The organism is Geminocystis sp. NIES-3708 (assembly GCF_001548095.1).
GTDB lineage: Bacteria > Cyanobacteriota > Cyanobacteriia > Cyanobacteriales > Cyanobacteriaceae > Geminocystis.
In genome coordinates this window covers 1,189,310-1,201,607 of the sequence record NZ_AP014815.1, presented here as the reverse complement: position 1 = coordinate 1,201,607, position 12,298 = coordinate 1,189,310, and the positions used below count along the sequence as shown (strand labels likewise).

Sequence of the window (12,298 nt, the reverse complement as noted above, 5' to 3'; positions counted from 1 at the left end):
TTAGGAGAAATAAATCAAATGTCGAAAACCCCTTTAACTGAAGCAGTATCCGCAGCAGATTCTCAAGGACGCTTTTTAAGCAGCACCGAACTTCAAATTGCTTTCGGTCGTTTCCGTCAAGCAACTGCTGGTTTACAAGCCGCTAAATCTTTAACCGATAATGCACAACGTTTAGTTGATGGTGCAGCTAATGCTGTTTACAGCAAATTCCCTTACACCACCACCACCCCCGGTGCTAACTTCGCTTCTACTGCTGAAGGTAAAGCAAAATGTTCTCGTGACATTGGTTACTACCTCCGTATGGTAACATACTGTTTAGTAGCTGGTGGTACAGGTCCTATGGATGAGTACTTAATTGCTGGTATTGATGAAATCAACCGTACTTTTGACTTGTCTCCTAGCTGGTATGTTGAAGCTTTAAAATACATCAAAGCTAACCATGGTTTAAGTGGTGACTCTGCTGTTGAAGCTAATTCTTACATTGACTACGCTATCAACGCTCTTAGCTAGTCTCCTTTTTCTACTTCAGAATGATTCTCAAAGGCTTAATTAGGCTTTTGTCATCAAAAAAATCCTTGTAAAACAAGGTTGAAATAATGCTCGTTGCCTGAGAAAATTAGCGAATACAAATTAATAAATGTATTTGTTTGTTTTTTCGGGCAATGTTGTTTTTGGAATTAGGGATTAAAAATTGACAATTAATATTAGTCAAAAAAATATAAAAATTATTCAACAACACGGAGTTGAATGTTATCCACATGAGTGTTGTGGTTTACTCCTAGGAAATATCAAAAATAAAGAAAAAACTGTTATTAAAGTTTTACCAACTATTAATGATTGGGATAATCAAAAGCATTTATTTACATCATTAAATGCTAGGTTAAATAGTAGTTTAAAAGATAGTTTTGCTATTAATCCTATTACTTTTATTCAGATACAAAAACAAGCCCGTCAAGATAATCTCAATATTATTGGAATTTATCATTCTCATCCTGATTCTAATGCAACTCCCTCAATTTTTGATGAAGCGATTGCGTGGGATATATACTCTTATGTCATTGTGTCAGTAATACAAGGTAAGAGTAAAGATTTATTTAGTTGGATTTTAGATCGTAATCAGAAATTCATCAAAGAACTAATAAATTTTCAAGACTATTTATATTAAGACGGGTGCGACAGGACTCGAACCTGTGGCCGACTGCTTAGAAGGCAGTTGCTCTATCCATCTGAGCTACGCACCCAATAATTAAAACACGATTAAACATTGTAACTGATTTTTGATAATTAAGCAAGTATTTTGCTTCAATTTTTTGCAATGACTTGATTCAGATATTGATTATTGGTTTACTGATGACGGAAGTTAGTTGATAATAGGAGATCAGCTTATTTACAATAATTTGATATTTTAAAATGCGTATCTCTTTCAATTGGTTAAAAGAATTAGTTAACATTAGCATTACTCCTGAAGAATTAGCGAAAACTCTCACTATCGCTGGTTTTGAAGTAGAAGATATAGAAGACAGGAGAAGTTGGGCGGATGGTGTCGTTGTTGGTAAAGTTGTAGAATGTGATCGCCACCCCAATGCTGATAAACTAAGTGTCTGTCAAGTGGATATTGGTGGAGAAAGTCTCTCTCAAATCGTTTGTGGCGCACCTAATGTTAAAAAAGATATTTTTGTGCCTGTGGCAACTTTAGGCAGTTATTTACCAAAAGTTGACTTAAAACTAAAGCCTACTAAGTTAAGAGGGGTTGATAGTAAAGGGATGATATGCTCTTTAGCAGAGTTAGGTTTGGCGAAAGAAAGCGAAGGAATTAAAATCTTAGAAGGAGAATTGCGAGTAGGGCAAGATATTCGCCCAATTTTAGGCTTAGATGACGTTATTTTAGACGTCACCGCTACTGCCAACCGTGCTGATGCTTTGAGTATGGTAGGAGTTGCCAGAGAAGTTGCTGCCTTGACTGGTGGCACATTAAAACTCCCTCAAATTGAAAGCAGTCTTAACCTGAAAGATACTTCCACTTTAAAAATTGATATTCAAGAAACTTCTGCTTGTTCCGCTTATATTGGTACAATTATTGAAAATGTGAATATCACACCTTCTCCTCAATGGTTGCAATGGCGTTTAGAATCGGCAGGAGTACGCCCCATTAATAATGTTGTTGATATAACTAATTATATTTTATTAGAATGGGGACAACCTTTACACGCTTTTGATAGAGAAAAACTTCAAAAGATTGCAAATAGTCAAGATTTAAATATCGGAGTGCGTTTTGCTACCGAAAATGAAACGATTACTACTTTAGATGGGCAAAAACGAAACTTAAAAGAGCAAAATTTACTTATCACTGGTAACAATCAACCCGTTGCTTTAGCTGGTGTCATGGGAGGTGAAGATAGCGAAGTTGATAACAATACCCATAATATTTTACTTGAAGCGGCGTTATTTGAGCCTGTGCCTATTCGTAGAAGTGCTAAAAGTCAAGGTATTCGCACGGAAGCCTCTACTCGTTATGAAAGAGGAGTTAATCAGGTAGAGTTGGAAAAAGCTTTGAATCGTGCTGTTATTTTAATCCAAGAGTTAGCTGGTGGTGATATTAGCAGTCAAAGCATCGCCGATAATCGCCTTGAAAAATTAACAAATACTATTGAGTTGAGATTAGAGCGAATTCATCAAGTCTTAGGTAAAGTTAAAGAAGGCAATAATATAGATAATGTTTCCCCAGAGGATGTAGTCAGAATTTTAGAGGATTTAGGTTGCCAATTAGAAGTTAAAACCCAATCCCCGTTAGTTTGGTTTGTCACTGTGCCTTCTTACCGTTACCGTGATTTGGAAAGAGAAATAGACTTAATTGAGGAAGTGGCAAGACTTTACGGTTATGATCGTTTTATAGACACTTTACCTACTCAATCTCAAGTAGGTTATTTATCCCCTGAGGTACAAATTCAACGACGAATTAGAGCAAGTTTACAGAGTTTAGGGTTAACAGAATTAGTGCAGTATTCCCTTGTCTCCCCCGAAAAAGCTCAAATTAAAATAGCTAATCCCCTCTTCTCGGAATATTCCGCTCTTCGTAGTAACCTAATTGATGGTTTAATCAATGCTTTTGAATATAATAAAGCCCAAGGAAACGGGTATTTAAAAGGCTATGAAATTGGACGAGTTTTTTGGCTAGAAGGTGAAGAAATGAGAGAAGGTGACGCTTTAGCAGGTATTGTAGGAGGTGATTTATATGCCGATGGTATCTGGACAAAAAGCGGAAAACCTCAACCAATGACATGGTATCAAGCTAAAGGTATTTTAGAGAGTTTATTTAATAGCTTAAAAGCTCCGATTAGTTATCAACCCTATTCAGAAGATAATCGTTTACATCCGGGTCGTACAGCTAGTTTATGGTTAAATAAGATTAGAATAGGCATTTTCGGACAACTTCATCCTCAATTATGTCAACAGAAAGATTTTTCTGATAGTGTCTATGTGTTTGAATTAAAATTAGAGCCATTAATTGCTTATTTAGACCAAAAATATCTAAAAACTCCGACTTTTAAGGCTTATTCTACTTATCCTAGTGTTGAGCGTGATTTAGCTTTCTTTGCTGATACCAATTTAACAGTAGCGGAAATTACCAATGCTATACGTAAAGCAGGTGGTAAAACCTTAGTGGATGTTAAATTATTTGATGAGTATAAAGGGGATAATGTGGAAATAGGTAAGCGCAGTTTAGCTTTTAGTTTAGTTTATAGATCACCTGAGGGTACATTAAAAGACAGTGACGTTGATCCTATTCATAACAAAGTTCGGGAAACCTTAACTAAGCAGTTTGCGGTGGAATTACGTAGTTAATTAATGTTGGTGGGATAAACAACCCACCCTAAGATATTCCCTAAGCTAAAATCTTTTTTAACATGGCTTTACGTCCTTTATTAGCTAAAGTATCATCTAAAGGTATTAATGTAATTTTTTGATGATATTTTTGTTCAATGGCTTTGATAATTAACCAATCAGCTAGAAATGGATTTTTGGGTAAAAGAGGACCATGGGCATAAGTTGCGACCGCATTTTGATAAAAAGCACCTTCAAAACCGTCTTCACCATTGTTACCATAACCTTTAACTACTTTGCCTAAAGGAGATACATCTCCTAAATAAGTTCTACCACCGTGATTTTCAAAACCAACAACCGTAGGTGATTCTCCGAACATTTCTTCTAAATCATTGGCAAGGATAGAAGGAACTATATCAAAAGCAACATTTCCTATACAACGAGGTACATTTTGCCCTGGATGCTTCGTTACTAAATCCAAAATACCTAAACCCTCAATTTTTTGTCCCATGGCTGGTTCATAATATTTCCCTAGTAGTTGTGGAGAACCACAGGTAAAAACTCCCGGAATACCTTGATTGATTTTTTCTTTCATAATCTCGGCTTTTTTCCCTTGTAAATCTCGCATGACAATTTCTTGTTGTCTATCTTGTGCTCCACCACCGACAATCAAATCAAATTCTTGAAAAGTTTTTACATCAGTATTTTGATCTAATGGTAAAACTGATACATCTAAGTTACGCCATTGACATCTTCTTTCTAAACAGATAACATTACCCCGATCACCATAGGTACTCATTAATTTAGGATAAAGCCAACCAATCGTTAGGTGCATAATTAATAATTAATCATTAAGATCTGCGTGGGAAAATTTTTCGCCTTTTATAATCAAGGACTTAGAAATAGTAACAAAAAAAGGTATCAAAAATCGAGTTTTTTTTATTCAGTTTTATAATACTAAAATCTAGGAAATATATCTTATCTGAAAAGCAAAAAATACGAAGGCAAAATTAATTAAATCTCATCGGCAAGGGCTTTAAACTAATTGTTACTATAGACTTGAGAAAAGTAAAATACACAATTAATCTAGCTTACTTACTTAAAACCATTGCCCTTCACCTTTGTTATTGTTAATTGTTAATTGTTAAGATATACTCATAGGCGAACGAAAATAAGATGATCTCATGTTAGCAGTCGCAATTCTTGCCGCCGGAAAAGGAACTCGAATGAAATCGAAACTTCCTAAAGTTTTACACCCATTAGGAAGTAAAAGTCTTGTAGAAAGAGCTATAGATAGTTGTAACCTTGTAAGTCCTGATCGCCAATTAGTTATTATTGGTTATGAAGGTGACAAAATTGAAAACGCCCTTAATCATCTTCAAAGGGTAGAATTTGTCCAACAAAAGGAACAATTAGGTACAGGTCACGCTATTATGCAGTTAGTTCCCCATTTAGAAGACTTTATCGGGGATTTAATTGTTTTAAACGGTGATGTACCTTTATTACGCCCTGAAACAGTCGAAAAGTTAGTCAAAACTCATCAAGAAAATGGTAATGCCGCCACTCTTTTAACTGCTAATTTACCTAATCCAACAGGTTATGGTAGGGTTTTTTGTGATCAGAATAATCTAGTTACTCAAATTGTTGAAGATCGAGATTGTAATACGGCACAGAAACAAAATAAGCGTATTAATGCTGGAGTTTATTGTTTTAATTGGCAAAAATTAAGGGAAGTTTTACCGAAATTAAGCACCAACAATGATCAACAAGAATACTATCTAACGGAAGTTGTAGATTATCTTAATCCCGTTATGGCTTTAGATGTAGATGATCATTTAGAAATTAGTGGTATTAACGATCGCCGTCAATTAGCTGTAGCTTACGATATTTTACAAGCTAGAATAAAAGAAGCATGGATGATGGCTGGTGTCACGATGATTGATCCAGATAGCATTACTATTGATGAAACAGTCGAATTAGGAACAGATGTGACTATCGAACCTCAAACTCATCTTCGAGGAAATACGATTATTGGTGATGGTTGTAAAATAGGTCCAGGTTGCCTAATCGAAAATAGTGAACTAGAAGAGAATATCTGCGTTTTATATTCCGTTATTTCTGATAGTAGAGTCTCATCTAATACTAGAATTGGTCCTTATGCACATCTACGGGGAAGTGTTCAATTAGGGGAAAATTGCCGAGTAGGTAACTTTGTTGAAATTAAAAAGACTATCATCGGAAATAATACTAACGTTGCTCATTTATCCTATTTAGGAGATGCGACTTTAGGCAATAAAGTTAATGTAGGTGCAGGTACAATTACTGCTAACTACGATGGTGTTAAAAAACATCCCACCATTATTGGCGATGGCACAAAAACAGGTTCAAATAGTGTATTTGTTGCCCCTGTAACTATTGGCGAGGGTGTTACTGTTGCGGCTGGTTCCGTTATTACCCATGATGTTCCTGATCATAGTTTAGCGATCGCAAGAGAGAAACAAAAAGTTATAGAAGGTTGGAAAATGAAATCAAAGTAAAAATTAATCGAGGGGTTGATACCACTAACCCCTAAATATTAAGCGATAAAACTTATTGTAACAAACTTGTAGAATTAGAAGAAGTTTCAGTGGAAATATTGGTTCTTGTTTTTAATACTGTTATCGCTTTTGAGTATTGAGGATCAGCTTTGGTGGCTAATAAAGAAGGATCTTGACTGAGAAGATACTCTTGTTCTCTCGTAAGATTTTGAACTATGTCTGGTGAAATACCTTTTTTATTGATATTCATGCCACTAGGAGGATAATAACGAGAGATTGTCACCGCTAATCCTGAACCATCAGACAAAGAATGAACAGATTGTACGAGTCCTTTTCCAAAAGTTGTTGTACCTACAATAGTAGCTCTTTTGTTTTCTTTTAAAGCACCTGTTAAAATTTCACTAGCACTAGCAGAATTACCATCAACTAATACGACTAAAGGTAAATCGGTAATAGCAGAGTTATTCGCTTGATAAGTACGATGTCCGCCACGACGATCAACAATGTCAACAATTTCCCCTTGAGACATCCACATTCTTGCAATATCAACACTAGCAAATAACAACCCACCCGGATTGCCTCTTAAATCTAAAACGAAGGCTGAGGCTTTCTGTTTTTGTAGTTCATCAATGGCTTGTTTCATTTGTTGTGCCGCCAAAGAACTAAATTCATCTAATTTGATATAACCAACATTTAACTCTCCTTCTTTTTTCAAGCTAAAGTCAACGGAAGGAACTTCAATTTCACTACGAGTGATTTTAACTTCAAAAGCTGGTTTTTTTTCTCTCGAAATTTCAATACTTACCTGTGAACCTAATTCTCCTTTTAAGGCTTCTGAGGCTTGTTCTAAATTCATTAATGCTGTTGGTTTACCATCAATTCTGACAATGCGATCGCCTCTTTGTAAACCAGCTTCGGCGGCAGGAGATTTTTTGATGGCATCCACAACATATAAATCTTGGGTACGAGGATCGATCGCAATACGAATACCCACCCCTGATACTTCTCCTGATGTTTGACTGGTAAGCACTTCAAATTGTTCGGGGGGAAGAAAACGAGTATAAGGATCACCTAATTCTTTTAAGGCTTGATTTATGGCACGATAAGCCTGTTTTTTACTATTATAATTTTGCTTTAAAAGTTCTTCTCTTTTGTTTTGCCAATTCACTTGATTGAAATCACGATCAACAAATTCACTATTAACTATTTGCCAAACTTCATCTACAACCATTTTTGGGCTATCAGTCATTTCTGCTCGAATCATGGAAGGGGAAAAAAAAGTAATTAAACTTCCTGTGGCTAAAGTAGTTAAAACTGATTTGAATACAGGTATTAGTTTTTTGGAGGGTTTTTTTGACTGATTCATAGATCTGGAGATTAATCAAGTGATTATCTGTATTGTAGTAAATTAAAGAAGAAATTAACAATATAAGATAAAGAAATTAATGTTGTTCTAATCTTTTTGTCGGTTGTTCCTTTTTTTGGGTTTAGGAGATTTATGAGTTTGAGGATAACCTAAAGGACGTACATCTAAAAATTTTCGTTCTGCTTCTTTTTGTTTAATCTCAGTATAGTCTAACCAGTGAATGCAATCTACGGGGCAAGTATCAATAGCTTCTTGAACAATTTCTTCCATGTCACCATCTTGATTATAAACCCTTGATCTTCCGAAATCATTTTCCAAATAAAAAGTATTAGGTGCAACATGAACACAATGTTTACAACCAATACAGGTGGCTTCATCCACGTAAATGCCTTTTTGTCGATCTTCACCTCCTAATTCTGGCTCAAATCCGCTTCTGTCGGGATTATCTCGCCAAATTCCACCTAACTCTGGTTCAAATCCTGTAATTGATAATTCTTCTGGTTGATCTAACATTTTTTCTAGTGATCAATATAATTATTTTGTAACTGATAAACAAGGAGAATTTAATCCCCTTGTTTAGTGGTAATGACGATATTAAAAATGAGGGATAATTAACTCCAGCGTTGAACCACTAGACGAATTGAACCATCTTCATTTTTTTGTTTCTCAGTAACAGCAAAACCCTGTTTTGAGGATTCATTTAAAACTGTTTGTAAAGCATAACCTTGAGTCACACGCTGTAAAAAACCATCAACAGTCCAAGGCTGTTGCCAGTATTGTAAATCAGCGACTAACTCATATTCTTGACCATTCCAGCTAAAACCAATATCATAGTTATTTTCTTGTTGAATAACAATTTCAGCTTGGCTAGTTTGTCCTTGATACCCTCTTACTAAAGAAGGACCATCTTTCCAATCTATTCCTAAATCACCTAAAGCGACTTTTAATGAGGCAAGATTGCGGATCTGGGTTTTTATACTGCTAAAATGTGACATAAGATTCTGTTACTAAAGTTAATTAAATCTTACAAAAAATCAGATTTATATATAAAAGTTTACCAACTCTGATTGTGAATTTGATTATTTGTCGTTAATTTTTCATGGAAATAATCTGCTGTTTTTTCCTGTGAGATAACTCTTCCTAATTGTGCTTCAATGGCTGCTGTTACTTCTTCACAAGACTTTCCGATAATTCCTGTCACTTTTTCTTGTACTCTCCCATCAGGATAAATAATAAATTCTAATGTTTCCATCGTCATCGTCTGATCATTTACTCCCTCGAATATTAAGTTTTTGCCTTAAATTTTAACTTAAATTAAAGCAAAGAATTAGTATTAAGTTTAGTAAATATTTTGTAAAAATTAATTATCATTTTCAGTGAATTCTTATAACTATCTTCTCAACGCAGAAATATTTTAGGATGGGAATTACCATATTTACATTTAATGGCGGTGCGTAAGTCCTATAATTTATAACATTTTTTTAATAAAGAATACCCCTGATTATTAATATTATATTTTTTAACTGTATCTCCAATTTTAATATTTTTAAAAGGAATAATTTCTACAACACAATTACTATAGGCGATGGCTTCTAAATCCACAATAAAATCTGGAGTCCAATGATTTATTTCAAGGGGAAATTGAGCATTTTCTATAATCATTTTTCTAGCAATACCGGGCAAAATTCCCGTTTCTAATGTTGGAGTAAACCAAATTCCTTGTTTATATCCCCATAAGTTTCCAGTGTTAGTTTCTAACCAATTATTATTTACATCTGTCAAAATTGCTTCATCATACCCTTGTTTTTTTGCTTGTTGTAAAGCTAAATAAGGAGCTAAATAATTTCCAGTTTTATCTAAAGCTAAAGAGCGTTTTATTTCCGGATTTAAACAAACTAATCCTTCTATACCTTTGGTTTGTTTATTTTCTAAGTTACTGGGCAATTGTCGTCCTATAATCAATTCTTTACCATCGGGAAAAATAGTAATTCTTAATACCGTAAAATATTTTAATAAATAACTTATTTCTATTTCTATTTGTTGCCAATCTGGACTTATCCAATCAAATTTTTTGATACTGGCGTTAATGCGATTATAGTGATTATGCCAATTTGTTAAAGGATGATTTAAAGATTTTTGATAAACTCTTAAAGTAGTAAAAACTGTTGCACCGTAAAGCCAAGTAGAATCATTAATATCTAAATTGATATGATTATTTTCGTGTAATTTTCCATGATAATAAAACATTAAATATTAGAACTCTAAATAATAATTTATTTATATAAACTTTCTTTAGCTTGATAAGCAACAGCTAGGGATATTATACGAGAAAGTTGATTACTATTACCAGATTGAGAACTCATTTGAAAACTTTTATGAGAATCAGCAATTAAAGCAGATAAAAAACCAACTAAAATATAAATAATTAAGCAGTTGCGAATAAAACTAAATTGTACATTAATTTGTTTAAGCATAATGGTAAATACTCAAAACATTGAGGTAGAAAAATCTTATATCATTTTAGACTTAAAGTTATGAATAAAGTTCCAAGAAAAGCTGAAAATATTTTTATTTACATAAGATAATTTTTAGTTACCAATGAACTTGACTTAAAATATATTTTAAGCAATCATAATCATTTTTTAATAAAACGCTTAAAGTACGTCCTGCATTGACTAACCATTGCCTATCTCCACCTCTTAAACGATAACTTTCTCTTAAAGTAGCTGCAATAAGAGATTCAACAGGAGTATTTTGTACCTGCAATAAAACTCGTAAAAAATCTGGATTAGATGTAAAATTAATTATTTCGTCTATGTTGCAGTTAAAAACTGCTTGATGAATTTGGGGCGGACGAGGAGGTAAATATTGATATATATTTCCATTAGAAGGACTATAGCCATTATTATCGTTAGTTGAGGGGGTTTCAAAACCGATTATTACCGCTCGAAATTCTGTCTTTAACATAGCGAAAATTTGCGGTTGTTGATCTTTTAATTCTGCTAATGTTAAACCTAATGCTCTAGCTCGATGTACTGAGTCGATAGGTGCAGTAGTAACATTGGTAACTAAAGAAAATATTTTATTCCCTGATTCTTCATCAAAAGATTTAACCCAACTGCCAAAAGGTGGCATAGCTGGGAAATTAAGTTCTTCAGGCTCTAAACATTGAGCTAAAAATTCGATGGTGGAAGTTTCGATTACTTCCCCGATATGATCCGAGGAACGATCTTCGTTGTTTAATTTTGATAGTGGTAATCTCATGTTTTAATGAGGAATTAGGAATGATTATTTTTTGCAGTTTTATTTACAGAAACTAAGATCTTTATTTATCTGTTGAAGATTCAGAATATATGAAATTAAATCTTTGTTCTTCTAAATAATTTGACTGGTGTAATAATTCTAACCAATATAAAGATTCATTGGCTTTTTTAAGCAACATATATATTGTCAGTTAAATGGGTTTTAGCTTAATATTTTCTTTCATTCCTCATTACTAATTCTTAATTACACAGAATGTCCTAATGCTAATCCCATCACTAACATTCCTAAAACTAAAAATGGTTGTGCACTTGCTTGATATTTTACGTCATTTTTTAAGGGATCACGCAAAAAGTACATATCTTGAAAAGTAATTTGTGGAATTACTAACAACAGCAAGATGGTAGCATAAAGATTTTGATTCAAGTAAATTAAATACGCACCCATACCAATTTGAAATACATCGATCATAATTACACAAATCCATGCGGCGGTAGTGACTCCAAACATCACTGGTAAAGATTTTAAACCTAATTGGCGATCGCCTTCGACACTTTTAAAATCATTAACCACCGCTATACCTAAACCTGCCATACTATAGATAAGAGTAAGAATAACAATAGTCCAATTTAACTCACCAAATAAAGCATGACCAGCCCACCAAGGTAGTGCAATGTAGCTTGAACCTAAAGCATAATTACCCAACCAGCCATTTTGTTTGAGTTTTAATGGCGGTGCAGAATAAATATAAGAAATAAATGATCCACCAATGGCTAAACAGGTTAGAATCGGGAATTCGTGATTAGCCCATACATCTAAACCATAAGCCACGCCAATACCTGCAAAAAGCAAAAATAAAATTTGAGTGACAACTTGAGGAATAGAAATAATACCTGAAGGAATAGGGCGATAAGGTTCGTTTATAGCGTCTATATCTCGATCATAAAAATCGTTCATAGTTTGAGTATAACCTGCTAAAAGAGGTCCTGACATTAACATACAAGTTAAAGCCATCAGAAAATGCTCAAAGTTCCAAACATAACCGCCGGAGGAAGCCGCACCGCATACCACACCCCAAATTAGAGGAATCCAAGTAATGGGTTTCATCAACTGAAGTCTAATTTGCCAGATATTTTTAGCCGTCGTTGCACCCTTCATGCCCAATAATTGTCTAGCTTTTGAGCCTTTATCTTCTCTATCTAAGTCAACCGTTGTGTAATCTTTATTTTCAGTTTCAGTCATTATTCTTTAAGATAATAGTTCATTGATCAATCTCAAATAGTATAGCAATGAGTAATGGACAATTTTAAGA

At 34.0% G+C, this 12,298-nt stretch carries 13 protein-coding genes and 1 tRNA gene; 4 read left to right on the top strand and 10 right to left on the bottom strand.

The genetic code is table 11. The annotated features are described in order from the left end of the window. Positions 1-18: 18 nt before the first annotated feature. Entirely contained in the window at positions 19-510 is a 492-nt protein-coding gene (cpcA, locus tag GM3708_RS05220) for a phycocyanin subunit alpha (protein ID WP_066344684.1), read from the top strand. A 181-nt stretch (positions 511-691) separates the two neighbouring features. Beyond that, a complete protein-coding gene (locus GM3708_RS05215) occupies positions 692-1,165 on the top strand; it encodes a Mov34/MPN/PAD-1 family protein (RefSeq protein WP_066344682.1) in 474 nt (157 codons plus the stop codon). A gap of 2 nt (positions 1,166-1,167) precedes the next feature. Here GM3708_RS05215 and GM3708_RS05210 read toward each other — a convergent pair. Beyond that, positions 1,168-1,241: transfer RNA gene (locus GM3708_RS05210), tRNA-Arg, on the bottom strand. Positions 1,242-1,410: 169 nt separating this feature from the next. Here GM3708_RS05210 and pheT point away from each other — a divergent pair. Further along, complete coding sequence (gene pheT, locus GM3708_RS05205; RefSeq protein WP_066344680.1) at positions 1,411-3,843, top strand: phenylalanine--tRNA ligase subunit beta; 2,433 nt, start codon at positions 1,411-1,413, stop codon at positions 3,841-3,843. Positions 3,844-3,883: 40 nt separating this feature from the next. Here pheT and GM3708_RS05200 read toward each other — a convergent pair whose 3' ends face one another. Beyond that, the gene (locus GM3708_RS05200; RefSeq protein WP_066344679.1) at positions 3,884-4,657 is read right to left on the bottom strand and encodes a type 1 glutamine amidotransferase; all 774 of its coding nucleotides are present in this window, start codon (positions 4,655-4,657) and stop codon (positions 3,884-3,886) included. Between the two features lie 349 nt (positions 4,658-5,006). Here GM3708_RS05200 and glmU point away from each other — a divergent pair, with 349 nt between their 5' ends. Beyond that, positions 5,007-6,359 carry a bifunctional UDP-N-acetylglucosamine diphosphorylase/glucosamine-1-phosphate N-acetyltransferase GlmU gene (glmU, locus tag GM3708_RS05195; RefSeq protein ID WP_066344677.1) on the top strand — a complete coding sequence of 451 codons (1,353 nt, stop codon included), beginning with the start codon at positions 5,007-5,009 and terminating at the stop codon, positions 6,357-6,359. A 52-nt stretch (positions 6,360-6,411) separates the two neighbouring features. Here glmU and ctpB read toward each other — a convergent pair whose 3' ends face one another. From ctpB to chlG, 8 genes are all read right to left on the bottom strand, one after another. After that, the gene (gene ctpB / locus GM3708_RS05190; RefSeq protein WP_066344676.1) at positions 6,412-7,725 is read right to left on the bottom strand and encodes a carboxyl-terminal processing protease CtpB; all 1,314 of its coding nucleotides are present in this window, start codon (positions 7,723-7,725) and stop codon (positions 6,412-6,414) included. 87 nt (positions 7,726-7,812) lie between these two features. After that, positions 7,813-8,238 (bottom strand): ferredoxin, encoded by a 426-nt coding sequence (locus GM3708_RS05185; RefSeq protein ID WP_066344675.1) that lies wholly within the window; start codon positions 8,236-8,238, stop codon positions 7,813-7,815. Positions 8,239-8,336: 98 nt separating this feature from the next. After that, positions 8,337-8,720, bottom strand: coding sequence for a DUF1257 domain-containing protein (locus tag GM3708_RS05180; protein ID WP_066344673.1), 384 nt, complete (start codon positions 8,718-8,720; stop codon positions 8,337-8,339). 59 nt (positions 8,721-8,779) lie between these two features. Continuing rightward, entirely contained in the window at positions 8,780-8,983 is a 204-nt protein-coding gene (locus GM3708_RS05175) for a DUF2997 domain-containing protein (protein ID WP_066344672.1), read from the bottom strand. A gap of 203 nt (positions 8,984-9,186) precedes the next feature. Then, positions 9,187-9,972 carry an aminotransferase class IV gene (locus tag GM3708_RS05170; RefSeq protein ID WP_066344671.1) on the bottom strand — a complete coding sequence of 262 codons (786 nt, stop codon included), beginning with the start codon at positions 9,970-9,972 and terminating at the stop codon, positions 9,187-9,189. A 26-nt stretch (positions 9,973-9,998) separates the two neighbouring features. Next, complete coding sequence (locus GM3708_RS05165; protein WP_066344670.1) at positions 9,999-10,199, bottom strand: hypothetical protein; 201 nt, start codon at positions 10,197-10,199, stop codon at positions 9,999-10,001. 118 nt (positions 10,200-10,317) lie between these two features. Next, complete coding sequence (locus tag GM3708_RS05160; protein WP_066344668.1) at positions 10,318-10,989, bottom strand: HAS-barrel domain-containing protein; 672 nt, start codon at positions 10,987-10,989, stop codon at positions 10,318-10,320. Positions 10,990-11,232: 243 nt separating this feature from the next. Continuing rightward, entirely contained in the window at positions 11,233-12,228 is a 996-nt protein-coding gene (gene chlG, locus GM3708_RS05155; protein WP_066344664.1) for a chlorophyll synthase ChlG, read from the bottom strand. Positions 12,229-12,298: the final 70 nt, after the last annotated feature.

Coding starts and splice junctions, on each gene's coding strand:
- cpcA (WP_066344684.1), top strand. CDS start 19: ATGTCGAAAACCCCTTTAACTGAAGCAGTATCCGCAGCAGATTCTCAA.
- pheT (WP_066344680.1), top strand. CDS start 1,411: ATGCGTATCTCTTTCAATTGGTTAAAAGAATTAGTTAACATTAGCATT.
- GM3708_RS05200 (WP_066344679.1), bottom strand. CDS start 4,657: ATGCACCTAACGATTGGTTGGCTTTATCCTAAATTAATGAGTACCTAT.
- glmU (WP_066344677.1), top strand. CDS start 5,007: ATGTTAGCAGTCGCAATTCTTGCCGCCGGAAAAGGAACTCGAATGAAA.
- ctpB (WP_066344676.1), bottom strand. CDS start 7,725: ATGAATCAGTCAAAAAAACCCTCCAAAAAACTAATACCTGTATTCAAA.
- GM3708_RS05185 (WP_066344675.1), bottom strand. CDS start 8,238: ATGTTAGATCAACCAGAAGAATTATCAATTACAGGATTTGAACCAGAG.
- GM3708_RS05180 (WP_066344673.1), bottom strand. CDS start 8,720: ATGTCACATTTTAGCAGTATAAAAACCCAGATCCGCAATCTTGCCTCA.
- GM3708_RS05175 (WP_066344672.1), bottom strand. CDS start 8,983: ATGACGATGGAAACATTAGAATTTATTATTTATCCTGATGGGAGAGTA.
- GM3708_RS05170 (WP_066344671.1), bottom strand. CDS start 9,972: ATGTTTTATTATCATGGAAAATTACACGAAAATAATCATATCAATTTA.
- GM3708_RS05165 (WP_066344670.1), bottom strand. CDS start 10,199: ATGCTTAAACAAATTAATGTACAATTTAGTTTTATTCGCAACTGCTTA.
- GM3708_RS05160 (WP_066344668.1), bottom strand. CDS start 10,989: ATGAGATTACCACTATCAAAATTAAACAACGAAGATCGTTCCTCGGAT.
- chlG (WP_066344664.1), bottom strand. CDS start 12,228: ATGACTGAAACTGAAAATAAAGATTACACAACGGTTGACTTAGATAGA.